This window comes from Arcicella gelida, from assembly GCF_034931025.1.
Taxonomy (GTDB): Bacteria; Bacteroidota; Bacteroidia; order Cytophagales; family Spirosomataceae; genus Arcicella; species Arcicella gelida.
The window spans coordinates 88128-114024 of sequence record NZ_JAYGIL010000015.1 but is presented as its reverse complement, the minus strand read 5'-3'; the positions used below and the strand labels follow the sequence as shown (position 1 = coordinate 114024).

The following is a 25897-nucleotide window of genomic DNA, read 5'->3' as shown; positions in this document are numbered from 1 at the left end:
GAAATATTGAATATTAAGAGATTACTCCACAAACTTAGTGGGTTTTATCTGAATTCGATTAGGAGTAAATACATTTTGACCCGTATATTTGCACAAAAATTGAAATTTTCCAAGAAAATCTCTACGAAGGAGTATAAAAACCTTCGTGATTAAGCTTTATGAATCCTTCCACTTTGATTTGGCTCATTTTACTAACCCCACTCGCAGGGTTTATTATGCCAATTCTGTTGGGTAAAAAATATAATACTTTGACCGCTTGGCTAAGTATCGCTTTAACAGGGCTAAACCTTATTTTTTCAATCGTACTTCTTCGTCAAAATCTGCACATCGCCAATCCACATTTGGTTTTCAATTGGTTTGTACTCGGAAAAGAAACTTACTCTTTTGGCTTCTTAACAGATTCGCTGACTTTAATGATGTTGGTATTAGTAAACTTCATTGCTTTACTGGTACAGATTTTCTCGTTAGAGTATATGGAAAAAGAACCCGACCAATATCGTTATGTTGGTTTCTTAAGCCTATTTGTATTCTCGATGCTTGGCATTGTTTTGACCGATAATTTATTGGTAATGTATGCTTTCTGGGAATTGGTAGGTTTGAGTTCTTATTTGCTTATTGGTTTCTGGTACCAAAAACCAGAAGCCGTGAATGCTTCCAAAAAGGCATTTCTCGTGAATCGTGTGGGTGATGTAGGCTTCTTATTGGGGATTTTTCTAGCTTATTACTTGTTTGGACATAGCAATTTTCTATCATTTAGTAGCGAAATGGCGAATGTTTCAGATACTTCGCTAGTGCCAGTAGCAGGCTTATTACTTTTCTGTGGATGTATTGGTAAATCGGCACAATTTCCATTGCATACTTGGTTGCCCGATGCGATGGAAGGACCAACGCCCGTTTCAGCATTAATTCACGCTGCCACAATGGTTGTAGCTGGAGTTTATTTATTGGCTCGTATTCATCCATTATTCGGTTTTGATGAATCTGTGTTAGTCGCTTCAGTTGGCTGTATTACCATGTTGATGGGTTCAGTTTATGCAATTTTTCAAACAGATATTAAAAAGACTTTAGCGTATTCTACCATTTCACAGGTCGGCTTAATGGTTGTAGGAGTAGGTTCTGATGCCTCTATTTTTCATTTATTAACCCATGCTTTCTTTAAAGCTGGATTATTTTTAAGTGCGGGTTCTATCATTCATGCTTTGCATCATGCAGGACACGGTTTTGATACACAAGATATGCGATTAATGGGCGGTTTACGTAAAAGAATGCCTTTTACCTTCGTTTGTTATGTGGTTTGTTCATTGGCGTTGGCAGGGATTCCTTTCTTTTCTGGGTTTTTATCGAAAGATTCTATCCTTGCACAAATAATTGCACAGGCAGAACAACATCAAAGTTTAGCCCTACAAGTAATATCCGTAGTATTTTTTATCGGTATTTTGTTATCAGCTTTTTATATGACTCGTCAGGTTTGGATGATTTTCTTCGGTGAATTCAGAAACGAAAAAGCAGATGTATTTGCCATTCATGAAGGTTCTTGGAAAATCACTTTTCCCATCGGTTTATTAGCGATTTTGTCCATTGGTTTTATATTTACTTTCAATCCACTCAATGCTGAAAGTACTTGGTTTTGGGAATTTATGAAACCTGAAATAATAGAAAAATCAGGCGAAAATCATTGGGTTGCTTATCTTTCTACTGGCTTGGCTTTTGCGGGAATTGCTTTAGGTTATTTATCCAGAAATAAAGTATTTGAATTTACAGTTCCGACTTTAGACGTTCTTTATCAAAAAACCTTTGTTAATCCAGTATTGAAAACATCAGGTTTATTACAAGTATTAGACAAAGATTATCTTGACCAATTCGTAAATGGATTTGCTAAAATACAAGTAGTAATTGCTAGTATGATTGCTTGGTTTGATGCCAAATTTATTGATGGAATTCCGAATGCGATGGCATTTTTTGCTGGACTAATCGGAAAAGTTACTCGTTCAGTACAAGCGGGTAAAGTGCAACTTTATGTAGCCATGTCGTTTTTAGGCTTGATTGCATTGGTTATTTTTATCGTTTTTTCATCTTGATATTGCGTTTGAGACTCCAGCAAACACAATTATTCTTATATCATTATGCCCATTTTATCAGTACTTATATTTTTACCATTGATTGCTTCGTTGGTTGTGGCTTTTTCACCAGACCAATTCAAAGCTTATTTCAAATGGTTTACGCTAGGCGTTACAGCGATAGAATTAGCGATTTGTATTTACTTATACCAAAATTTCAACTACGATGTTGCCGATTATCAATTCCTTGAACAATTGGATTGGATAACGATACCATTGGGAAATTTGGGTATTGGTTCTATCGACTACCTTTTGGGCGTAGATGGTATCAGTATGCCAATGGTTTTATTGACGGGCATTGTGATGTTTATTGGAGCGATTTCATCTTTTCAAATTGAACAAAAAGAAAGAGGATACTTTTCGCTTTACTTGCTATTGACAGGTTCAGTGATTGGTTGTTTTATGGCTTTGGATATGTTCTTGTTCTATCTTTTCTTTGAATTCATGCTGTTACCCATGTACTTTTTGATTGGTATTTGGGGCGGACCAAGAAAAGAATATGCTTCTATCAAATTTTTCCTTTATACTCTATTCGGCTCTATTTTTATCTTAATCGTAATGATTGCCCTGTATCTTTCAGTAGTTGACCCAGTAGAAACGGCTGTCAGAATTGGTTTAATTAATGATGTTTCGGAAATCACGCCACAAATTATTACAGAAGTACAAAACCTGTTGAAAGACCTAAAAATTCCTTCAGAGCAAATTGTACATACTTTTGATTTACGATTTATGCCAGATGCAGGGAATTTCCTTCCTGATTCTTGGTTAAATATTTTATCTGGAACTCAGATTTTCAATTTCTCTGCTCGTGCTTTAGCTTTTATTTTATTGATGATAGGCTTTGGTATTAAATTACCAGCTGTACCAGTACATACTTGGTTGCCAGATGCCCACGTAGAAGCACCAACACCAGTTTCGGTTGTACTTGCAGGTATATTATTGAAAATTGGTGGTTATGGTTTTTTAAGAATTGCCTATCCAATTTTTCCAGAAGTAGCGACTGAATACGCTTTTGTGATTGTAGCCTTTGGTGTATTATCCATTATTTACGGAGCATTCAATGCTTTAGCCATGAATGATTTGAAGAAAATGATTGCTTACTCTTCGGTTTCGCACATGGGTTTTGTCCTCTTAGGAATTGGCTCATTAACCAGCGAAGGTATCAACGGAGCGGTCTATCAAATGTTTTCGCATGGAGTACTTTCGGCAATGTTGTTTTTATTGGTGGGTGTTTTGTATGACCGCACACACGACCGCCGTATTGATAGCTATCAAGGTTTGGCGAATAAAATGCCATTATACACAGCCATGACAGCTATTGCCTTTTTTGCCTCTTTGGGTTTACCTGCTTTTTCAGGTTTCATTGGTGAAGTATTTACTTTAATGGGCGGTTTTAATAGCCCGTTAATTCCAAGATGGTTAACGGCAATCGCTGCATTTGGTTTGGTTTTAGGCGCTGGTTATTTCCTCTGGACTTTACAAAGAATTTTCTTTGGGAAATACTGGGTTAGACAATTTGAAGGAGCTTTAGAAGACTTAAACTTCAGAGAAAAATCAATGCTCTATCCTTTAGCAATCTTGGCTTTGGTATTTGGTATTTTTCCTCATCTCATTTTCGATTTGACGAACGCTACCATTTCTGAGCTATTAAAATTATTTTAATATCAGTAAGGCATTCTAATAATGGCTGATACTTTTCCTTGAGCATTCATAATTTTCAAAGAAGCATTATCACCATATTGTAGGTCTAGGCGTTTTTTAAGGTTTTCTAGTCCAATACCACCTTCATTACTTTTAGGTCTTGGATCAAAAACACCAGAGTTTTCAACACTTAAAATGATATAACCTTTTTCAGTCTTTGCAGTAACTCTGATATGTCCACCAGATTTTAATTGTCCGATTCCATGTTTTACAGCATTTTCTAAAAGCGTATTGATAGTCATTGGCATAATTAAGATATTTCCAATGTCTTCTTGAATCTGGAAATCATATTCGAGTCGAGTATCAAAGCGAAGCTTTTCAAGAGAAAGGTAATTTTCAGCCAAACGAAGTTCTTCGCTCAGTGTTGCTTTTTGTTGTTCGCCGAGGTTCAAAGAAAGCCTGAGTAAATCAGATAATTGAATGATAGATTCACGAGCTTGCACATTATCAATAAGTGTCAAAGCCTTAATACTATTCAAAGCATTGAATAAAAAATGAGGATTTAACTGTTTTTTAAGGCTTTCTAATTTTGATATTCTTAATAAATTTTCGGTATGTGATTCTCTTTGTTTTCTGTCTTGATAAATACTGAGAAAACGGAACAAATTAAAAAACATAAACCAAGGCAAAACTTTCCATACATTTTTCAGGAAAATCACAACGAAAGCTCCAAAAGAAGTATCAGAATAATTATATAATTGATAATCGAGAACGGTATAAACAGAGCCTATCGACAAAGCACCTACAATCGGGAGAAGTGCATTTTGAAGATGAGTAATGTCATCTGGATGAAATCGACCGATAATAATTTTATAAAAGTGACTTGATAACAGACCTGTAAAAAAATAAAGTATTAAATAAATAGTTTTAGTAGATTGGTTGAAATCAGTAAATTCAATGTGTTGGATGGAAAGAAGTGTGACAACCGACCAGCAGAGCATTTGAATCAACCAGTAGAATTTAGTTTTATTCATAATTTTACTAAAATTGAAGTTAAACTCAAACATAACAACAAAAGTAGAATAAAACACGCTTGCGACGAAAAATAATGACCAAAATAATTTACTTGCCCGATTTACTTGCCCATATTCTTGATAGTTTGAGCATCATTTCTCCTGAAGTATTTTTGGGGGCGGTCTTTTTACTCCTTATTATTGCTGAATTATTCCTTTATAAATACGCTTCTAAAAAATCTGATTTATCTGAAAGTACTAACGAAAACGCTTATCAAAATACGTTATGGGGTATCTCTTTGATTTCAGTTTTAATTGCTCTAAATCAAATTATACAACAGTTTTCAAACACAAATGATACTTTCTTGTTTGGGCAAATGCTGATATTAGACAGCAAAGCCATTTTCTTTAAAGTACTCTGTACGCTTTCTGTCATTATTCTATTGGCACATATTTATGTCTCAAAAAGAAAATATGCTGGTGAATTTTACCCTTTAATCATTAGCGTATTGATTGGTTTAAACCTAATGACGATGTCGGTGAATTTATTAATGATTTATCTCTCTATCGAAATCGTTTCTATTTCATCCTACATTCTTACAGCATTTAATAAAACAAAAAAAGCTTCTGAAGGTGGTTTAAAATATATTCTATTTGGTGCGGCGGCTTCGGCAGTTATGCTTTATGGAATGTCTTTATTATACGGCATGACGGGTACTTTGAACATTGCTTCGCCAGACTTTTCAAGGGGAATTGCTCAAACAGATAATATCGCTTCGACGATTGCAATTGTACTTACACTTTGTGGATTCTTATTTAAAATATCAGCTAGTCCTTTTCATATCTGGACGCCAGATATATATCAATCTGCTCCAACTCCAATTGTTGCTTTCTTTGCTGTAGCACCTAAAATTGCAGCTTTTCTAGTCATTATTCGCTTTTATTCAGCTGTTCCGAACGACTTGCAAGTACTTACAGCAGTAATCGCTTTGGCAAGTATTACTTTCGGGAATTTCTCAGCTTTATGGCAAAATGATACCAAAAGATTATTGGCTTATTCAACCATTGCTCATACAGGTTTTATGTTGATTGGCTTGGTAACACTTTCTGAATTGGGAGTAAAAAGTGTAGTTTTTTACTTAATCGTAAGTTTGTTCACGAATTTTTCAGCCTTTTTATTGATTGATTTAGCCGCTAATAGAACTGACAATAATGTTGCAGAAAATACTTCAAAATTCTCTATTGACAACTTTAAAGGTTTAGGAAGAATCAATCCATTGTTTGGAACATTGGTTGTAATCGTGATGATTTCATTGGCGGGCTTACCACCAACCGCTGGTTTCTTTGCGAAACTCAATTTATTTTCTGCACTTTGGGAAGCCTACCAATTATCGGGAAAACAAATATTATTATTACTCTTCGCTTTTGGCTTATTAAATACTGTAATTTCTTTATTCTTCTACTTAAAAATCCCTTTCTTGATGTTCTTTAAAGAAAGTGAAGAAGGCAAAATCTTTAAACTCAGTACTGGACAATTAGCCTTAGCGATACTTTTAGTTTTACCAATTTTAGGCTTATTCTTCAAAGCAGATTGGTTGATGAATATCATCAGCCAATTGTAACTTTACTTAAGATAGACGCCCATTCGGCTTTCGTCGTCTAACACAACAGAAACGTATTCGCTTAAAGTTGTTGAAAGTTCATAACCCACGTAGTCTGCCATGATAGGAAAACGACGGTAATTTCTATCAACAATTACAGCTACTTGAATGCGTTTTACGGGAATACTTAAAAATGGAGATAATGAATAAGCTAATGTTCTGCCACTATTCAGTACATCGTCAACAACGATGATAGTTTTGCGTTCTAAGAATCTTTCGTCGCAGTCAAATTCTACTGGACTTTCGTAAGTAATATTTTTATCAACATCAATCAAAACGGCACTGGCTTCTAAAGGAGAAATCTCTCTAAGCGTACTTGCCAACAATTTAGCAAAAGCATGACCTTGTCCTCTGATTCCAGCAATGACAATATCAGACTCTTCAAAATTATTTTCATAAATTTCAAAAGCAATTCTTCTAATTTTTTGAAGTACTTGTGTCTGACTCAGGATTTGGCTTTCGATAAGTTCCATAATTTACAATGCTTGAAAAGTCTTGGATATGTTTCATTAAGATGTTAAAATTAGCATTCAAAAATACCTAAAACAAATCATTACAGGTAATTTCCCTATAATTTCATCTTGTACTTAAAGTAATTATAGCTCAATAATTCTATTAGGAAATCATTAATTTGATACGGATAAACCTCTTCACTACAAAACTTCCTTATTTTTTGTACCTTTGTGTTCTGAATCACCAAATTTTATTACAAACATGGCAAAAGGATACGCTCAGTCACAACAAAGACGAGTACAACAACCAATTCAATCAAATCCATTAGCAATCAAAACCAAAAAGTTTGCCCTTGAAAAAAATAAATTCATCGGAATAAACATGATGCAACTTATTAAAAATCAATGGTATTGGGGATTTGTGCCTTTAGCATTAATTTTTATCAACGTAATCGTAAACCTTACTGGTGTTTATCATAATTACTGGATTTATGTTTTAACGATTATCGGTGCATTAGCTTATTTGATTTTCTGGGCTATTCAATTTACAGGTGTTACGCAATTAGAACAATACAAACAGCTTTTTAGCAAATATCGTTACGAAATTGATAGTCGCCAGATTTTGATGAAATTGAATGACACTGAAGGAGGCGTTATTAAATGGGATATGATTAAAAGTGCAAGAAAAACGAAAGAAGGCTTTATTTTAGATATGGGTCAATACCAATTTATTTTCTTACCTTTTACAGTATTTAATAATGATAGCGATAAAAAATTATTAGATAGAATCTTGAAAGATAAAGGATATACGATTGACTAATCTGACATTCAATCTTTAATAAAAATCCCCTGTAAACTTGGTTTGCATGGGATTTTTATTGTTAAGTAAACTCTTTTAAAAACTCATTATAGTTAAAGAATACCCAGAAAATATACATAACAGTTGTTACTCCTATTATCAATAAACAAGCCTTGAGAGACGAAAAAATAACGTCTTCTTTTATTGATTCATAAGCTAAATCTTTACAGGATATATTTTGTTTAGGATTACTTGCTAGGTATTGCACACAAATTGTTTGACCAATTTGTCCCTCGTAATTTTTAAATGTTGTACCTACATAACTTTCACCAGAAACAAAGAATTTAAACTCTCCAAGATAACCAGTATTTCTTCTTGATGAACTCTTCTTTTTAACAATAACCGCTCTAGTTTCAACAGGATTTTTTAAAACAGCATCTCTGACCGAATTCCTGTTAACTACTTGAAATAAAATTATACCAAAAATAAACAAAGAACTACCAATCCAAAGTAAAAGCATAATACGAATAAATGATTTTACTTTATCCCAATTTAGTTTTCTATTTTGCCGTTGCGATTTTGCATTTTCTCTAATTAATGCTCTTTTTAATCTCCTATTCAATATTGTACGTTTAATAAGGTATTACTACTGCTTACCCGAATGCGTCAAGGTTTCAACCATTTCGCCACGAGCCAACTTTTCTGCTTTATCAAAGTTTTGTAATGCTTTTTGCAGTGTTTCATCAAAAGACATCAGCACTTGATAATATTCATTGTTCAAAGTTCTATTTGTTTTTCTTTGCCAAATATTTCTGGCTACTAAAGCCTTTATTTGTCCTCGGATATAATTGGCAGAACGCTCGTAATCTTTGGCTGAATATTTAATTTTTGCTTGTGTTGCCAATTTTTGTAAATCTGCCATCATGGCATCATTCACTACAAATTGTTTTGAGAAATCCTTGAAACTAAGCTTATCTAAAGCTTTCAAATTGTTATTTGCATAATTCAACGCATATTCTCTGATAACATTTTTGCTAAACAATTCGGTTAAATACTTAGAATAATAAGTAGTATCTCTTGCCACAAATACATCTGGAGTAATACCTCCACCACCATAAACGATTCTGCCTGCAACAGTTTTATATTTCAGTTTTTCATTAAACTTAATACTGTCAGAACTAAAAAACTCTCCTCCTTTCAAACGTTGTTCATAGTCTTTTTCGTAATCTTCTTCTTTCCCTAAAGAGTATGGTTTTTGAATACTCCTACCACTTGGCGTATAATATCTCGAAATAGTCAGTCTTAGTTCTGAACCATCATGCAAAGTAATTGGCATTTGTACCAAACCTTTTCCGAACGAACGTCTGCCGACAATCAAAGCACGGTCATTATCTTGTAAAGCTCCTGCTACAATTTCAGAAGCCGAAGCACTGTTTTCATCAACTAATACAATCACTGCTCCTTTTTCAAAAATACCTTCTTGACGAGTAAAAGTTTGCGAATCAAACTTTGTGCCTTTGCCATCTGTGTAAACAATCAGTCTATCGTCTGATAATAATTCATCTACCATTTTCTCAGCACGGTCTTTATATCCTCCAGGATTTCCACGCAAATCAAGTACTAATCTTTTCAAACCTTGCGATTTCAAAGAAGTTAACGCTTTTTTAAATTCATCATAAGTAGATTCTGTAAAACGATCCACTTTGATGTATCCTGTTTGGTTATCCATCATAAAACCAGCATTGATTGAGTAAGAAGGAATTCTATCACGAGTAACCGTAAAAGTTCTGACTTTGCTTTCGCCATTTCTTACAATTTCTAGGTTTACTTCGCTTCCTCTTGGTCCTCTGAGTTTACTAAATATCAAACTAGAATTCACTTTTTGTCCTATTAATGAAACACCATCTGCTTTAATTAGTCGGTCACCACTTTTGATACCTACGGCATCCGAAGGTCCTCCCACCATAGCATTCACCACATAAACAGTATCATTAAAAACATTGAATTCAATGCCAATGCCATCAAAGCCTGATTCTAATTGTGAACGTGCCGCTGCAACGTCTTCTGTTGAAAAATAAGAAGTATGTGGATCTAATTTTTCTAACATTTTTTTGATAGAAAACTCTACTAAAGAATCTGTACTGACTGAATCTACATAATTGGTTTCAACCAAAGAAAGTACTTCACGATATTTTGCAATACCTTTTGCTACATTATTCATCCTCGACTGACCACCAAAGAAATTGGCACCAACAAGCATTCCTATCACCAAAGTAAAAGCAATGATAATGGGGAGTCTGACACTCATTGGAGAATTATTTACGGGCTTATTTTCCTTCATCATTTAATCAAAAAATTATTTTAACAACAAAATACCAATAAATTCTTAAAAAGCATATAATGTTCTACCTTTTTCAGCAGGAATAGGTTTTTTAATAACGATGAATTCTTTCGGAAAATATTTGCCCAATAAAATGATGTAACTTTGTAAGATAATAAATCAACAATACTTCATCCTTGGCTTTACTATTCAGAAGAAAGACTTTTCAATTCAATTTCTTTCTCATGAATATATTAAAAGAGTAATGACTGAAGTAATTCAAATACAATGGGAAGAATTTTAGCCATAGATTATGGCAGTAAAAGAGTAGGTTTGGCAGTAACTGACCCTTTAAAAATCATTGCTTCTGCTTTAGACACTGTTCATAGCAAAGATGTCTTGGAATTCTTGAAGGCATACATTGCCCGTGAAGAAGTTGAAGCCATAGTTGTAGGAATGCCAATCAACTTAGATGGCGAAGACACCAACAATACGCCACAAGTAAAAGGCTTTGTGAAAGGGCTAAAAAAAGCATTTCCTGAAATGCCCATTCATTTGCATGACGAACGTTTTACTTCGTCGATGGCAATGAGTGCGATGATTGCGAGCGGATATTCCAAAAAAGATCGTCGTGAAAAAGGAAATATTGATAAAATCTCTGCGACAATCATTTTACAATCTTTTATGGAAAGTAAAGGAATGTAATATCAAAAAAAATCGGAGTATTAAAATTAAAACCAAAACCTATAAGGTTTACATATAAATATCATCTTTCCAGTTACTTAGCAAAACCTTATAGGTTTATTAAAACAATCAACATGAATCTTTACGGACTTATTGGCTATCCGCTTGGACATTCATTTTCTAAAGGATACTTCACAGAAAAATTCCAACAATTAGGTATTGCCGACACGCATACTTATGAAAAATTTGAATTAGAAAACATTCAAGATTTTCCTACTTTATTGAAAAATAATAACCCAGCACTAAAAGGTTTGAATGTTACGATTCCGCATAAACAAAACGTTATTCCTTTTTTGGATGCAGTAGATGAAGCCGCTTTGAAAATCGGTGCGGTTAATACCATTAAAATTATGCCTGATGGTTCTACCAAAGGTTTTAATACTGATTATTGGGGTTTCAGATGGACTTTAGAAAAATGGGCTGACTTTCAAGAAATCTTACCTCAGAAAGCTTTAGTATTAGGAAAGGGTGGTGCTGCAAAAGCTATTATTCAAGCTTTGCAAGATTTAGGTTTAGCCACACAATATGTATCAAGAACTAAAGAAGATGATACCATTACTTATGAAGAATTGACAGAAGAAGTAATGAAAGAACATCTTTTTATTGTGAATACCACTCCTTTAGGAATGTATCCTAAAATAGAAAACTTTCCAGCAATTCCATATCATTTATTGACGGATAAACATTTGTTGTATGACATCGTCTATAATCCATTAGAGACTACTTTCTTAAAAAAAGGAATGAAAAATGGGGCAAAAGGTGTTCACTTTGGTTTAGAGATGCTTCACGGACAAGCAGAAAAAGCTTGGGAAATTTGGAATATATAGAACGACATTCCTTCATTGCTATACAATCAACCAGAACAGTCTAACAAATCTATATTGTTAGACTGTTTTAGTTTATAATCGTATTACAATGAAGTATTGTTAGACTGGTCTAATTTATAATCGTATTACAATGAAGTATTGTTAGACTGCTCTAATTTATAATCGTATTACAATGAAGCATTGTTAGACTGTTTTAATTTATAATCGTATTACAATGAAGTATTGTTAGACTGTTTTAATTTATAATCGTGTTACAATGAAGTATTGTTAGACTGCTCTAATTTATAATCGTATTACAATGAAGTATTGTTAGACTGTTTTAGTTTATTACTATATGTTTATTATATAGCATTGTACGCTTACAATTAATTGATATACAGAAATATACAAAACTATTTATATCAAGACTCTGTGCTTTCCAGATTAATGGTTACGACTTTTAACAAAACTTTGAATACAGTTTTAAACAACTATTGATAGTCATTTATTATTATTCCATAAAGAAGCAAGAAGGTTTTTAAAGAGAACTTCGATTATTTGATGGGAACGGGGAAGTTTGTGAAAATAAATTTTCAACCATTTTTGATATGCTCTGTAATACGGATTTCAAATCCGTCACAAAAACTAATAATTAACAAAAAAAGCACGAGTTGGAAACTCGTGCTGTGGTTTATTTATTTTCGTCCTCTTCTTCGGGCTCTTCTGTTTCGCCTTTTTCTTCTTGCATTTGTTGATATACCTTTCTACCTAGTTTTTCTCCAAATTCTTTCCCCATTTGCATTGAATCTGACATGATGAGTGGTTGTTTTTCAATTACTTTTTTTCCTATCGGACTTTCATGATAAGCTATCAGTTCTTTTATTTCACTATGAGTAAAATGTTTGTCATAAATAGGTACATATAACATTATAAATTCGTCATAATCAATCGTAGTAAGTACTTTATCAAAAAAACCTGCTGGTGCATCTTTGTAAACAGGACTAGTTTTCATCATACTCATGTATTGTGTCATCATTGTTTTGACAGCCTTAGCAGTACCGCTTACTTCAAGAAGTTTTTTGATGTCTTTTGCTTTTGTGCTATCGGTTTGTGCAAAACTTGTAGAAGAAACTAATAAAAAAAGAATAACGGTGATTACTTTCATGTTTGTGTATGTTTAAAATGTGATAGAATGTACTAAAAAAACAGCGTATGAATACTTTGCCAAGATAAGTAAATAAAATAAAAAATAATTAACATTATTGAAGTAATACTTCAGTAAATCAAAAATACTTGTGAACAATAAGTGTTTTTGATTAGCTTTGTGAAATACCTTATTAATTCAATATTTAACATTTCTATCACTATGAAACACTCTGTTTTTTACATCGTACTGTTATGTACTTTATTTACACTTTCAAACCTTCAAGCACAAGTACAATTTGATAATTTCCCTTCTTATGAAAAGTTAATCTCTAAAGCTAAAAAAGACAAAAAACTCATTTTTGTTCAATTAAATGCTGCCACTTGTAATCAATGTAATGAAGTAGCTCAAAAAGGACTTTCTAGTACTCTTTTAAAAGAAAAATATGCACTCAATTTTATTGCTGTTTCAGTAAAAAAAGAAGATGAAATCTTTAAGCAAATCAACGAAAAAAATCAGCTAGAGAACTTTAATATGGGTTCTATTTTTTTAGATGCAGATGGAATTGTTTTACGAAAAGTAAACTCTACTAATTCAAACCCAACTTTTTATTTAGAATTAGCCGATAAAGCCATTGAGCTCTCAAAGAATAATCCTTTAAAAGAATTAGAATTGAAATACAAAAATGGAGATCGAAGTAAAGAACTGCTCAGAAAAATTATTGAAGAAAGAAATAAATTTGACATTGACGCTTATGAATTAGTAAATGAATACCTTCAGATGCAAACTTTAGCAGAACTTTCAACGATTGAAATGGCTAAATTCATTACAGAACAAGCTTTACCATTGAACAATATTGGTAGAAAACTCTTGCTAAATCTTTTTTCTAAAAAAACTGTTGATAGCTTATTTTTTACTTATTCTTTAAAAGAAAGAGTAAATATTAACAACAGAATTATACAAAGTACTAATGCTATTGCGATGAAAAATAAGGACAAAGCTTTGGCATATCAGATTGGTAGTTTTATAGAAAATGTCAATACTGATGGTTTTGAAAAAGGAAGTTTCAAAAGATATACTTATTTGTTAAGTTTCTTTGAAGCTATTAAAGACACTACTGCATATTTAAGAGATTCTCAGGCTTTTTGTGATTATTTGTTGATGAATGTATCGGTAGATAATTTGAAAAAAAGAGAAGATAATGAACGAAATGCTATACTCAATTCGAAGAAAAAAGAGCAAAATGGTATCGCAGTCATATCCACCACATACACTCCTTTTTTCATAGGTTATGCCCGACAATTGAATAATGTTGCTTTTTCTTATTATAAATATACCAACAATTCAGAAAGTTTAGCAAAAGCACTTACGTGGTCGAAAAGAGCAATAGAGATTTATGAGACACTTTCGCCAGATGTAAACCGTAAACAAAACCCAATGATGATGGATACTTATGCTTGTTTACTCTATAAAACTGGTAAAAAGGAAGAGGCGATTCAATGGCAAACAAATGCAGTAGAAACCTTAAAAAAATATGGTGAAGAAAGCAGTAGCTTGGAAAATACTTTAGACAAAATGAAAAGAGGAGTTTTATAAAAAAGTAATATTGACGCTCAGTGCTTGACTCAGCATTGAGCGTTTTTCTTATCAAACAAAAGGAATTGAAATCGTTACAGAAGTACCAGCAGTAGGTTCTGAATGCAAAGCAATGATGCCGTGTAAATAATTTACTCTTGAACGAATATTATTCCATCCATTATTCTCTGGTTGTACTTTGTTATCGTCAAAACCTTTGCCGTCGTCTTCAACGGTGATGGTCAAAGTTCTTTCTTCTTGATATACTAGTTGAATCAGAATTTCAAAAGCATCGGCATGCTTGAGGGCATTCGTCATCAATTCTTGAATAATTCTAAAAATCATCAAGCTACTTTCAGGCGAAATCTCAAATTCTTTCCCAAAATGTTGGAAGATAATATTCGGAGAAGTACTGTTCTGTTTTAAAATCAAATCATCAATCGAACGAATTAACCCAAATTGCGTCAGTGCATTGGGTTGTAAATTACTTGAAATAATACGCACTTCATCACAGGCATCATCTATCATTTCTGCAATTTGGTCTTTAGAAGTATTGATATTTTCGGTCTGGAATTTAATTCTGGACAATAAAGTACCTAAACCATCATGAAGTTCTTGCGAAATCCGTAGTCTTTCAATTTCTTGTCCGTTAATCAACGCACGAAGTGTTTCGATTTGAATATTTTTCTTTACTTTCTCAGCATCTAATCGATTAAAGCGTTGTCGGCTAAAATAGGCATAAGCCAGCACACTAATCAAAAGAATCGCCAAAATAATCAAGACTATATACATTTGTTGACGAATCAAAAGTTTGTCTAATTCAATGTCGGCGAGTTTCTTTTCTAAAGCAATTTTAGAAACCACCATGCGCTGTTTTTCCAGTAAATTATATTCGCTAAAAGCACGAACATCGCTTTCCATTTTAGAGAAATAGATTTCTTCAGTGGTTTTTCTAGCCTTATTCATAAAGTCATAGGCCTTCTGAAAATTCTTTTGTTTGAAGTAATAGTTTTGAATTTCGTAATACACTTCTTTTTGTAATTGTATCAATATGCTATTACTTTCAACAATTTTTTGGCTTTCTAATAAAGTGGCAAGTCTTTCTTCTTGATTATTTAAAGCATCATAACATTTAGATTTTACGTAAAGTGAAAGAGCCTCCAACCAATCAATTTGTAGTTTTTTGCCTATTCTATAACTTATTTCAGCATGTTTGAGCGATTCGTCATACTTTGCGATACGATAATAATAATCTGAATAAGAAGAATGAAGTCTCCCTTCGTATGCCTCATCTTTTACTTTTTTATTAAGCATTTCAACCCTATCAAGGATTTCTTTTACGTTTTTGAAATTATTCTCGTGAATATCAATATTGGCTAAATTCACTAAATGCCCAATTTCACTAATGGGTTGATTTTTTACTCTGAAATAATCAACAGCACTCTTTATATATTCTTTTGCGTACTCTTTGATAAAAGGTCTATCCATAAAGTAAGACCCCAAAGCCCCTCGTATATTGTAAAAATTAGCCGAATCTTTCATTATTAGAAAACACTCCATACTTTTACGGAGGTTCGTAAGTGGAGAATAATTGAGTCCGTACTGTTTCTCTTCACTTTTGGCATAACTCCAATAAGTATAAGCTAGACCAAGCGTATCTTTTCTGTTTTGATACTTCAATAACATATTATCCAACTGAGCTTTAGTATAATTTTTACTTAAACTAGGGTACTCATCTTGGGAAATTGCTAAAGAAACCTTGAGAAGCAAAAATAATATTGTTATTTTAGGAGATAAAAGAAGGTTCTTCATATTAGTATAAATATACATTTGCCAAATATTAATCACGTAATGATACGCATTTTATTAGTTGATGACCATAAAATTTTCACAGAGGGAGTAGCTTCATTGTTATCGCCTGTTTCAGATTTTGAAGTAGTTGGCGAATGCAAAACGGCTGAACAAGTTAAGATTTTTTTAGCAGCAAATAGCATTGATGTTGTGCTGCTGGACATCAACCTTGGTGAAGACAGTGGTTTGGATGTCTGTAAGTATATTTCAGACAATTATCCAACTGTCAAAGTATTGGCGATGTCGATGTATAATGATGAAAGCTTTATCACGAAAATGATTAAAAATGGTTCTTCAGGCTATATTTTGAAAAATACTGGTACGGAAGAATTACAAAAAGCCATTAGAACAGTTTATGAAGGCAATACTTACCAAAGTGAAGAAGTGATGAATATCATCATGAGGGGATTGACACGACAAAAACAACAAGAAAAAAGCCTTTATCAGATTCGTTTTACAAGAAGAGAAAGAGAAATACTTGACCTTATCGGAAAAGGTTTAACCACAAAAGAAATAGCCACAACACTTTTCATCAGCGACAAAACCGTAGAAACTCACAGAAGTAATTTATTAGCAAAATTTGAAGTAAAAAACGTAGCAGGACTCATCAAGCTTGCTATTGAATATGGATATTTGAAGTAATTGTGATTGAGTGAGTTGTGAATTAGTGAATGCTTTTGGTCTAAAGAATAATTTGGTTATTAATTAAAAACTGATAACTTATTCACAACTCACTAATTAACAATTCACAACTAAATAATCACTCAATCACAACTCACTCAATCACTAAATTAATAACTAACATAATTATTGGTAAACGAACCATCGTCGTATAAATCAATTACTGCATAGCCCGCTTCGGTGTGTTGATATTTCCCGAACCACCATCTACCAGAAACAGCTCCGTTACAACAATACGAAACACCATTATAATCAACACGGTCACTTAAATGTATATGTCCCGAAACAGCGAGTTTTACATTTTTATGATCATGGAAAAGTTCTGCTAATTGTTTAGAATCAGTGTGCATCCAACTTCCTGGTACTTCCCAACGCCCATCTTTTTCTTTCATGTTGTTTCCATCAAAAAAGACACAAGCTGCCAAAATAGGAATGTGCGAGATAACCATCGTTGGTTTATTGGATGGTAAAGCTTTAAGGTCTTTTTTCAACCAATCGAATTGTTCTTCATCAACATTGGCAGTGTACCAAGAACCATCTTTCTTTTTCTGAACACTATCCAACATTACAAAATGCCAATCTTTATTATCAAAGCTATAATAACGCTTGTCAATGCCCATTTCATCCATTGCCCATTTTTTCCCATCTTCAAAACTACTTTGGCTATCACCTTCACAGCAAATATCATGGTTACCAACACTATGAAAAATAGGTAAGGAGTTTTCAGCCTTCAGCACATCATTGAATAAATTCCACTGCTTTTTTACATTTCCTTTTCTGTGTTTATGGGCATCCATCACACAATCACCAGAATTGATAATTAAATCAGGCTTTACTTCATTTTGAATATGATGTAAACATTTAGCAAAACCCTTTGAAGAATTTACTAAAGGAATGGCTTCCTCAATGTGTACATCAGTAATATGTGCAACTCTTAAAACTCTTTTCGGAGTATTGGTTTGCTCTTGTGCTTTTACAAAATTCGGAATGGATAAACCGCCAGCTACAAGCCCCATCTGGCGAAGTAAATCTCGTCTTTGCATCTAATTTCAGTTTGGTTTCGCAAAGATTGTCTTTTAAGATAAGCTATTGGTTGTCTGACAATTAAGCCTTTGTAAACTTTACTGATGGATTGTAAAGGAATTGTAAACTAAGCCATTTCCAACTCAATAGTTTTGGAATATGCTAATTGAGTCATTAATAAAATTCTACGGAAAAGTTCTTTTAAATCAATACCTTCGTTCAAAGCAATACTTGGTAAAAAACTACGGGCATCTAAATTGGGCATTGTATTAATATCCAATACATAAATTTCGCCATTATGAATACGAATATCTGTTCTGGACATTCCTCTGATTTTCATCGTTTTGTGTAAAGTCAAAACCTTTTGCATGATTTCCTGACGAATACTTTCTTCCATTGCTGGATTCAATATTTTTTCGGTTACTCCATAGGCTTGTCCTGCAATATATACTTCTCTATTATCATCAGGACGAATCTCTAAAGGTGATAAAGCCATGTAATCTGTTCCGTCTTCATTCGGAATTACACCAACTGTAAATTCACGTCCTGTAATGTAAGGTTGAATGATGTAATCTTCTTTCTCCATCAAAGTCTGATATGGTATTTCAGAAGCATCAAAAACCAACATATTCAAATGCAAACTTCCCATCCTATGCTTTACAATATAGCGTTCGTATTCTAAAGAAGCGACATCGCTGAGTTCTATAATAGGAGGCGTTTTTACTTGTATTGCTTCACAGATTTGTGGAAGATTCATTTTGTCTTTGGCTAAGATTTGTACTTCATAAGTACTTGCGGTGTGCTTGATAGCATGGCTATCTAACCAACGAGCAATATCTGCCTGACCAACTTCTCCAAAACCATAACACACATTAAAAACCACATCGAATTGCTTTAGAAAATTGGCAAACTCTGTCGTAAAACCCACAAAATGTGTTACATAAGGATAGTAGTCTTCTGGTGTAGCTTTCAAGAAAGTAGCGATGGTACTTCCGAAAATATTTTCTTTCCACGGTGTGAAAGTGGAGTCTGAATAAAGGAAAATAAGTTTTTGGGCTGGCATGATTTCATGGTTAATATTAGAAATCGAAAATAATAGACATTACAATGTTCAATGATTATCAGATAATTATGGATATGTTAATTCTTTGTACAAACAACTTCTTTTACAAAAACGTAAAGTGTTGTTAATGATATGATTACATTAGAAAACTACTTTTGAGACATAAATTTAAACAAATCATCTCATGCAAAAAGTAGGACGTTATCTAGGCGTTTTTCAACGCAATTTTACTTGGTTTATGACTTCAATGTTTGTTTCGTAATAAACATAAAGAAAGCATAATTCAAGCTTAACACTGAGATAATCTTAGGGCAGTAAGTTTGGTTAAAATTTATCAAACTTTTTAAGATTATAAAAAATGATTGACCTATCTCTGAAAATCTTATTGGTTGACGACGACCCAGATATTCTAGAATTACTTGAATACAACCTACAGAAAGAAGGTTTTCAAATCCGTACCGCCGAAAATGGTCTTCAGGGGATTCAAGTAGCTCAAGATTTCTTGCCAGACATGATTCTGATGGACATTATGATGCCCGTTATGGATGGTATTGAAGCTGGCAGAATCATCAAACAATCTAAAGAATTGAAGAATTCTTATCTGATATTCTTGACCGCCAGAACAGAAGAGTATTCGGAAGTTGCCGCTTTTGATATTGGTGCTAACGATTATATCATCAAACCTGTGAAACCTAGGGCTTTAATTAGCAGGATTAAAGCTGTTTTTCAACGCAACATTGCCGAAACCTTAGAAGAAGAAAAAGTGGTTTTGGAGGATTTAATCATTAACCGCCAAAATTATTCTATCGCTGTAAAGGAATCTTCTTGGACTTTACCCAAAAAAGAATTCGACTTGTTGATGTTCTTTGTGAGTAATCCAAATAAGGTTTATACACGAGACGAAATCCTTTCAAGTGTTTGGGGCAAAGGTATCCACGTCACAGAACGCACTGTGGATGTACACATCCGCAAGATTCGTGAAAAAATCGGAGAAGACTATATTCGTACTATCAAAGGTGTAGGATATTTATTTTCAAGAAACTAATCCTTAACAATCCTTTAATATTCTGGCAATCATCTGATTAAAGTAAAATAACAACTTTGGATTATGAAAACGCCAAAGCAATATAAAACCGTCATCATTTCTGATGTTCACCTAGGCTCAGAAGGTTCAAAAGCTAAAGAAGTAACAGCCTTCTTGAAGAGTATTTCCTGTGAAACCTTAATCATGAATGGCGATATTATTGATGGTTGGCAACTGAAAAAAGGTGGCTCTTGGAAGAAAAAACATACTGCTTTTTTTAGGACTGTCTTGAAAATGATTGAAAATCATAATACTAAAGTAATTTATTTGAGAGGTAATCATGATGATTTTTTAGATCAAATCATACCTTTTCAATTAGGAAAATACTTTATCGTTCAACGTGATTATATTTTACAATCTGGTTCAAAAAGCTTCTTCATTACACATGGAGACATTTTTGATTCGGTCACTTCGCAAATGAAATGGCTCGCCTACCTCGGCGATATTGGTTATAATTTCCTTTTATCCATCAACAAACTATATAACCAATATCGTAAGTGGCGAGGCTTTTCTTATTACTCTTTTTCTCAGAAAATTAAACAAAGAGTAAAAGAAGCTGTAAACTATGTTTCGGACTTTGAAGAAAAGCTCATCGAATTGGCCAAAGCAAATCATTGCGAAGGTATTATTTGTGGACATATCCACAAACCAGACATTCGTTTGATTCAAGATATAACTTATATGAATTCGGGCGATTGGGTAGAATCATTAACGGCTTTGGTTGAAGACTACCAAGGCAATTGGGATTTACTTTATCTACTCCAAAACACACTGGATTTAGAAGAAGAAGTAACCGATGAAGTAATAGATGCCGAGGCAATGAAAACTGCCAAAGGAATTTTTATGAGTATCTCTTAACATACAACCAATATGAGCAAGTATTTATTCGTCGTGCAAGGAGAAGGTCGTGGACATTTAACACAGGCTATTTCTCTTTTTGAAATCCTGACTGCCGCAGGGCATGAAGTGGTTTCTGTAATGGTTGGCATGGAAGACAATCGTAATTTACCGACTTTCTTTACAGATAAAATTAAAGCTCCGATTAATACTTTTGCAGCTCCAAGTTTAGTTTACGGACAAACCAAAGCAGTTAAAGTTTGGGATACCATCAAAACACATTTGTTAAAACTCAGCAAGTATCGCAAGAGTATTCAATTTTTAGCGGAAGAAGTAAATACACATCGTCCAGATGTTATCGTGAATTTTTATGATATTATCTGTGGATTGTATGCTCAATTTCATCGCCCCAATATTCCAGTTGTTTGCGTAGGTCATCAGTATTTGTTACTTCACAATCAATTTGTTTCATTGCCTAATAAAAAAATAGACCGTTTTTTATTGAATCTCAATACCCATCTTACCTCTCTTAATTCAACAAAAAAACTAGCATTATCTTTTGTGGAAATGCCAGAAGATAATGCAAACCAAATTGTAGTAACTCCTCCGCTTTTGCGTGAAGAAGTAAAAGCTCTACAACCTACGACAAAATCATATTTTCTAGCCTATATTACCCATCATAAATTAGCCGAAGATATTATCAATTGGCATGCTGAACACAGAAATGTGGAAGTACATTGTTTTTGGAATAATCGTGAGTTTGGCAATGAATGGAACTGTCATGAAAACCTTACTTTTCATCAAGTAAATGCCGAGAAGTTTTTGAACATGATGCAAAATTGTGCAGGATTAGTTTGTACCGCAGGTTTTGAATCGGTTTGCGAAGCGATGTATTTGGGTAAACCTATCATGATGGTTCCTGTGCCGAATCATATCGAACAACAAATTAATGCTTTAGACGGCGAACGTGCTGGTGCTGGCATTGCAGATACTACGTTTAATTTCTCCCGTTTTATTGAATATCTTCCTCAGCACAGAAATATCAGTGTGACTTTTCAAGCTTGGCAAGCACAAACAGCCAATATTTTTTTACATACTTTAGAAGAAGTAACCAAGAAAGAAATTGAGATTTATACTTTCAGAAGAACGACTCAATTGGCAAGATATTTCCGTAGATCTTTGGGTTCAAGTTTGTAGAGTTGGAGAAAGTAATTATTGAGATGGTCAAAGTCATTATCAGTTGTCACTAAAGTTAAATTTATCTACTTTTTTAACATTTTTAGTGCTTTTTGGTATTCTTCTTCTGTTAAAGGTTCTCCTACAGGCATATCTTTTAAACGTTCTGGCGTATGACCAGTCAGCTTCCCAAAAGCAGTGCTTCCTCCAGCCGCTATGATTTCTTCTGCGGAATAAGTTTTTACTTTCTTGAAAAGATATGGCTTATTTGTTGAGTCAACTTTCATGATTTCTAAAGGATGATATACTGTAAATATAACAAAAAAATCAATGGCTTCTATTCCTGTCTTTACCATTTTGAAGGTAGGATCATTCAGTAATTTCAGGATGAATTATCAATTTTGATATACTATAATCTTAAAAAATCAGTTAAAAGCTTATCGACAATTGGATAAAATAAAGATAAACGTTTTCGTTTTTGAACATTTTTAACTAATTTAGACACTGAACTCAGACATCATACCCAATATTATGCTGAAAAAAGCTTTATTTACCATCTTTTGTATTGGAATTAAATTTGTTTCTTTTGGACAATTTATTCCTTCCGATTCGACTCACAAGAAGTCTAATTACTACAATCTTAATACAGTAAATAATCTCCTCGACTTCGCTAATGACCACCTTCATCTGAGGTATCGCTCTGGTGGAACTACCAAAAAAGGTTTTGACTGCTCTGGTTTTGTCCGTTATTGTTTTAAAAACTTTGGGATGATTTTACCGCATGGAAGTGCTGCTCAAAGCTTATTAGGTTACTCCGTTTCCAGAATTGAAGCCCAGCCTAGTGATTTGATTTTCTTTAAAGGACATAATGCCAAAGGGAAGAGAGTCGGTCACGTCGGAATTGTTACCGAAGTAACCGACAAATATATTAAGTTTATTCACTCAGCTTGGAACGGTGGTGTTCGTTATGATTATTTAGACGCTGCTTATTACCAGAAAAGATTTATGGGTATTAAACGTGTACTGAATCCTGCTGATGCTAAGAATATTAAGATTGAAAAGGATTGATATAATTGTGAATTGTGATTGAGTGAATTAGTGATTTTTATGTCAACTTTCATTAATTCCTTTCAACTTTTCAATTACTTGCATAATTTCGCAGTATAATAATCCGCTTCCTCCGCCGTAATGCTGAACAATTGGTAAATTAGGATTGATACTTTGAAAGTATTCTCTCAATTTATTTTCAGATTCTTCTTCTATCCCGCTTCCAAGCAATACCATATCATAATCTTTTTCCTTGCATAGTCTGCACGATTCTTCGTCGGTCAAAGCACCTGTGGCTTGCCAAGCTTCATTTTTGTTGATTAATCTCAAAACTGTTTCGTGAATATCAACATTTCTTCCGATTACTAATATTTCGAACTTTCTCATAATGACATCGGTACTTCCATTAATAAGATTTCTGCATCTTGACTATTTGCTTTAATTTGCAAATGCTCAATATCCCAAACACCAAAACCGTCTCTTTGTTCAACTGTAAAACCTTCAATATCAAAACTACCATTCAATACAAAAGCATAAACACCATTTCCTTTTTTCTTGATTTGATATGTTTTGGCAAAACCTTCATCAAATTTCCCTAAATGAAACCAAGCATCTTGATGAACCCAAACACCAGCATCATCCGGATTGGGCGATAAAATCTGTTGAAGATTGTCATGTCTGTCTTTAATATCTAAGGTGATTTGGTCGTAACGAGGCGTAACATTCTTTTTGTTTGGGAAAACCCAAATTTGAAGAAACTTTACTGCATCATCTTTACTTTGATTATATTCAGAATGGTAAATGCCCGTACCCGCACTCATTACTTGGATGTCTCCTTTTTTAATAACTGCCACATTTCCCATACTGTCTTTATGTTCTAAATTCCCTTCTAAAGGAATAGAAATAATTTCCATGTTATCATGCGGATGCGTTCCAAAACCTTTACCTGCATCCACACGGTCGTCGTTCAAAACCCTCAATACGCCAAAGTGCATACGTTCAGGATTATAATAATTGGCAAAACTAAAAGTATGATTACTGTCTAACCAACCATGATTGGCATGTCCACGAGAATCAGCTTTATGAAAAACAGAGTTTTCTAAAATTTTAGAAGGCGTATTTGGAATATGGTTGAAACCAATAATATCAAGTTCTTTCAACTCATCAATATCATTTTTAATAACATTTCCCAAAGCAGCAGAAGCTGCAAAAATACCTGTTCCTGTAATTCCTTTTTGTATGAAAGTCTTTCTGTCCATCGTCTTGTTTGTTTTCTTGTCCCAAAATTACTGCGACGATACTCCCAAAACATTGAACTAGGACAAGATATTCACTTACTAAGAAGATTTCACAGTACTGCATATTCTTTTATTAGCGTAATCCAATCAATACCATTAGGAACCGATAAGAATTTTCCTTCGGGCGTAATTAATACTTTGGTTGGATAAGCACTTACAGCAAACTTTTTTTCAATCTTTGAATCAGCTATTGCCACAGGAAAAGAAAGTCCTTTCTCTTTCATATACTTCATTACTTTTTCATCTGTATCATTATCCCCATCACAAGCTATCGTAAGTATCAAAACTTTTTCTTTGTTTTGAAGTATTGTTGTATCATAAAATTTCTGTAAGGTCGGATGCTCTTCTCTGCATGGTTTGCACCAAGTTGTCCAGAAGTCTAATAATATCCATTTACCTGTATATTCTTTACTTGAAAAGATTCTTTTATCAAGCATTTTCAAAGAAAAATCAGTCGAAAACAAAGCATTTTTCTCGATAGATTCCCTCCAAAATATATTAAATGGCTTTTGAGTTAAGCCCATTTTCTCATAAAAAGTCTTTACATTTTCTTTATACACTGGGTTGTATAATGCTGCTTTTAGCAAGATAGACAAAATCTCTATTTTATCTTTTCCAGTCTTCTCCAAAAAGCCTAAATACTCTTGACAATAATTTTCTTTTCCTTCAAGATATTTTTTATCTTCATTGTATCCACTTTTATATTGCTTATCAGTCAAATCAGGGCTGTACTCAAAAGCGGTTTTTAGTAAAGCTTGTTTCTTTGTCAAATCACTTGTTGAACTGGCTTCTAAGTAATTGATGTATGCGTATAAGTACCGATGACAAGCACGTCTTTCTAAATCTTTACTTGAAGAATTGGCTGTAATAGCTACCTGATTAATCCGTAGGTTTTCTTTAATCGTCGTAAAAAGTTTTTTTGATAGGGTTTGTAAATCAGAGTGCTTATTTGTGATGTGATAAATCATTAAAGCATATCGACCCGTATGACCATTATTATAATCTTTTCGTCCTTTTATTTGAGTAAGAAGCGTATTGGTTAATAGCTTTAATTGGGTTTTATCTTCTTGATTATCTTGAACCTTACTCCAAAGTAACAAAGCTTGAACAGGTTCAACACTTTGTAAAGCTTTTTCATTGGCAACTTTCTGTAAGAGTTCTTTATGCAAAAGTTTAATCTTAATAGCACGATTACGCTTTGTTGTATCTTTCAGATTATCCAAATCTGGATGAGTAAAAGTTTCGGGAAAGGAATTATAGAGAATAAACTTCAATGTAGCGTTGATATCATTGGTATCGGCAAATACCTCTTTGAAATAATAAAAAGCCGAATCTACATTCAGTTCGTTTCTAGCAAACTTGTAGCATTGTCTATATAAGGTAGCGGGAGATGGTTTTGAAGATTGAGGCGTTTGAGCTAGAAGGCTAGTAAAAAGTCCTAATAGTAAGTAAAGGGTTGTGACGAACTTTTTCATTAAGAGATTTTAGGTTGATAAACAATTAACAGTTTTTCAACGAAAGAAGGTAATTTATCTTGTTGTGTAGGTATTCAATCTTTCAAAAAA

At 33.4% G+C, this 25897-nt stretch carries 24 protein-coding genes; 12 read left to right on the top strand and 12 right to left on the bottom strand.

All coding sequences use genetic code 11. The annotated features are described in order from the left end of the window. Positions 1 to 158: 158 nt before the first annotated feature. A complete protein-coding gene (nuoL, locus tag VB776_RS13585; protein ID WP_323697242.1) occupies positions 159 to 2078 on the top strand; it encodes an NADH-quinone oxidoreductase subunit L in 1920 nt (639 codons plus the stop codon). Between the two features lie 45 nt (positions 2079 to 2123). Further along, positions 2124 to 3779 (top strand): complex I subunit 4 family protein, encoded by a 1656-nt coding sequence (locus VB776_RS13580; RefSeq protein ID WP_323697240.1) that lies wholly within the window; start codon positions 2124 to 2126, stop codon positions 3777 to 3779. 2 nt (positions 3780 to 3781) lie between these two features. Here the strand turns inward: VB776_RS13580 and VB776_RS13575 are convergent, their stop codons facing one another. Further along, on the bottom strand, positions 3782 to 4792 hold the full coding sequence (locus tag VB776_RS13575; RefSeq protein WP_323330534.1) for a sensor histidine kinase: 1011 nt from the start codon (positions 4790 to 4792) through the stop codon (positions 3782 to 3784). 74 nt (positions 4793 to 4866) lie between these two features. Here VB776_RS13575 and VB776_RS13570 point away from each other — a divergent pair, with 74 nt between their 5' ends. Next, the gene (locus VB776_RS13570; RefSeq protein ID WP_323330532.1) at positions 4867 to 6393 is read left to right on the top strand and encodes an NADH-quinone oxidoreductase subunit N; all 1527 of its coding nucleotides are present in this window, start codon (positions 4867 to 4869) and stop codon (positions 6391 to 6393) included. A 2-nt stretch (positions 6394 to 6395) separates the two neighbouring features. Here VB776_RS13570 and VB776_RS13565 read toward each other — a convergent pair whose 3' ends face one another. After that, positions 6396 to 6905 carry a phosphoribosyltransferase family protein gene (locus tag VB776_RS13565; protein ID WP_323330530.1) on the bottom strand — a complete coding sequence of 170 codons (510 nt, stop codon included), beginning with the start codon at positions 6903 to 6905 and terminating at the stop codon, positions 6396 to 6398. Positions 6906 to 7146: 241 nt separating this feature from the next. Here VB776_RS13565 and VB776_RS13560 point away from each other — a divergent pair, with 241 nt between their 5' ends. Beyond that, the gene (locus VB776_RS13560; RefSeq protein ID WP_323330528.1) at positions 7147 to 7704 is read left to right on the top strand and encodes a YcxB family protein; all 558 of its coding nucleotides are present in this window, start codon (positions 7147 to 7149) and stop codon (positions 7702 to 7704) included. Positions 7705 to 7765: 61 nt separating this feature from the next. Here the strand turns inward: VB776_RS13560 and VB776_RS13555 are convergent, their stop codons facing one another. After that, a complete protein-coding gene (locus VB776_RS13555) occupies positions 7766 to 8305 on the bottom strand; it encodes a hypothetical protein (protein ID WP_323330526.1) in 540 nt (179 codons plus the stop codon). A 24-nt stretch (positions 8306 to 8329) separates the two neighbouring features. After that, the gene (locus VB776_RS13550; protein WP_323330524.1) at positions 8330 to 9991 is read right to left on the bottom strand and encodes a S41 family peptidase; all 1662 of its coding nucleotides are present in this window, start codon (positions 9989 to 9991) and stop codon (positions 8330 to 8332) included. 300 nt (positions 9992 to 10291) lie between these two features. Here VB776_RS13550 and ruvX point away from each other — a divergent pair, with 300 nt between their 5' ends. After that, complete coding sequence (gene ruvX / locus VB776_RS13545; RefSeq protein WP_323330522.1) at positions 10292 to 10708, top strand: Holliday junction resolvase RuvX; 417 nt, start codon at positions 10292 to 10294, stop codon at positions 10706 to 10708. A gap of 113 nt (positions 10709 to 10821) precedes the next feature. Continuing rightward, positions 10822 to 11574 carry a shikimate dehydrogenase family protein gene (locus VB776_RS13540; protein WP_323330520.1) on the top strand — a complete coding sequence of 251 codons (753 nt, stop codon included), beginning with the start codon at positions 10822 to 10824 and terminating at the stop codon, positions 11572 to 11574. Between the two features lie 670 nt (positions 11575 to 12244). On the opposite strand, the gene VB776_RS13535 is transcribed toward VB776_RS13540, so the two are convergent. Next, positions 12245 to 12718, bottom strand: coding sequence for a DUF2059 domain-containing protein (locus VB776_RS13535; protein WP_323330518.1), 474 nt, complete (start codon positions 12716 to 12718; stop codon positions 12245 to 12247). Positions 12719 to 12919: 201 nt separating this feature from the next. Here VB776_RS13535 and VB776_RS13530 point away from each other — a divergent pair, with 201 nt between their 5' ends. Continuing rightward, entirely contained in the window at positions 12920 to 14293 is a 1374-nt protein-coding gene (locus VB776_RS13530) for a hypothetical protein (RefSeq protein ID WP_323330516.1), read from the top strand. A gap of 51 nt (positions 14294 to 14344) precedes the next feature. Here the strand turns inward: VB776_RS13530 and VB776_RS13525 are convergent, their stop codons facing one another. After that, the gene (locus tag VB776_RS13525; RefSeq protein ID WP_323330514.1) at positions 14345 to 16084 is read right to left on the bottom strand and encodes a sensor histidine kinase; all 1740 of its coding nucleotides are present in this window, start codon (positions 16082 to 16084) and stop codon (positions 14345 to 14347) included. Positions 16085 to 16123: 39 nt separating this feature from the next. On the opposite strand from VB776_RS13525, the gene VB776_RS13520 reads away from it, so the two are divergent. Further along, the gene (locus VB776_RS13520; RefSeq protein ID WP_323330512.1) at positions 16124 to 16765 is read left to right on the top strand and encodes a response regulator transcription factor; all 642 of its coding nucleotides are present in this window, start codon (positions 16124 to 16126) and stop codon (positions 16763 to 16765) included. 149 nt (positions 16766 to 16914) lie between these two features. On the opposite strand, the gene VB776_RS13515 is transcribed toward VB776_RS13520, so the two are convergent. Continuing rightward, positions 16915 to 17847, bottom strand: a complete 933-nt coding sequence (locus VB776_RS13515; RefSeq protein WP_323330510.1) for a metallophosphoesterase family protein — start codon at positions 17845 to 17847, stop codon at positions 16915 to 16917. Between the two features lie 107 nt (positions 17848 to 17954). Beyond that, positions 17955 to 18890: an ATP-grasp domain-containing protein gene (locus VB776_RS13510; protein WP_323330508.1), complete on the bottom strand. Its 936-nt coding sequence runs from the start codon at positions 18888 to 18890 to the stop codon at positions 17955 to 17957. A gap of 358 nt (positions 18891 to 19248) precedes the next feature. Between VB776_RS13510 and VB776_RS13505 the strand changes: the two genes are divergently transcribed. The 3 genes from VB776_RS13505 to VB776_RS13495 all read left to right on the top strand — a co-directional run bounded on the left by VB776_RS13505 (position 19249) and on the right by VB776_RS13495 (position 22008). Continuing rightward, positions 19249 to 19935 (top strand): response regulator, encoded by a 687-nt coding sequence (locus VB776_RS13505; protein ID WP_323330506.1) that lies wholly within the window; start codon positions 19249 to 19251, stop codon positions 19933 to 19935. A 63-nt stretch (positions 19936 to 19998) separates the two neighbouring features. Further along, positions 19999 to 20832 carry a UDP-2,3-diacylglucosamine diphosphatase gene (locus VB776_RS13500; RefSeq protein WP_323330504.1) on the top strand — a complete coding sequence of 278 codons (834 nt, stop codon included), beginning with the start codon at positions 19999 to 20001 and terminating at the stop codon, positions 20830 to 20832. A 12-nt stretch (positions 20833 to 20844) separates the two neighbouring features. After that, a complete protein-coding gene (locus VB776_RS13495) occupies positions 20845 to 22008 on the top strand; it encodes a glycosyltransferase family protein (protein WP_323330502.1) in 1164 nt (387 codons plus the stop codon). Positions 22009 to 22073: 65 nt separating this feature from the next. On the opposite strand, the gene VB776_RS13490 is transcribed toward VB776_RS13495, so the two are convergent. Beyond that, positions 22074 to 22343 (bottom strand): hypothetical protein, encoded by a 270-nt coding sequence (locus VB776_RS13490; protein ID WP_323330500.1) that lies wholly within the window; start codon positions 22341 to 22343, stop codon positions 22074 to 22076. A 175-nt stretch (positions 22344 to 22518) separates the two neighbouring features. Here VB776_RS13490 and VB776_RS13485 point away from each other — a divergent pair, with 175 nt between their 5' ends. Next, the gene (locus tag VB776_RS13485) at positions 22519 to 23055 is read left to right on the top strand and encodes a C40 family peptidase (RefSeq protein ID WP_323330498.1); all 537 of its coding nucleotides are present in this window, start codon (positions 22519 to 22521) and stop codon (positions 23053 to 23055) included. Positions 23056 to 23097: 42 nt separating this feature from the next. On the opposite strand, the gene VB776_RS13480 is transcribed toward VB776_RS13485, so the two are convergent. The 3 genes from VB776_RS13480 to VB776_RS13470 all read right to left on the bottom strand — a co-directional run bounded on the left by VB776_RS13480 (position 23098) and on the right by VB776_RS13470 (position 25807). Further along, a complete protein-coding gene (locus VB776_RS13480; RefSeq protein ID WP_323330496.1) occupies positions 23098 to 23421 on the bottom strand; it encodes a hypothetical protein in 324 nt (107 codons plus the stop codon). Beyond that, positions 23418 to 24293, bottom strand: a complete 876-nt coding sequence (locus VB776_RS13475) for a pirin family protein (protein ID WP_323330494.1) — start codon at positions 24291 to 24293, stop codon at positions 23418 to 23420. The genes VB776_RS13480 and VB776_RS13475 overlap by 4 nt, the downstream gene beginning before the upstream one ends. Before the next feature lie 89 nt (positions 24294 to 24382). Beyond that, the gene (locus VB776_RS13470) at positions 24383 to 25807 is read right to left on the bottom strand and encodes a TlpA family protein disulfide reductase (protein WP_323330493.1); all 1425 of its coding nucleotides are present in this window, start codon (positions 25805 to 25807) and stop codon (positions 24383 to 24385) included. Between the last annotated feature and the right edge of the window lie 90 nt (positions 25808 to 25897).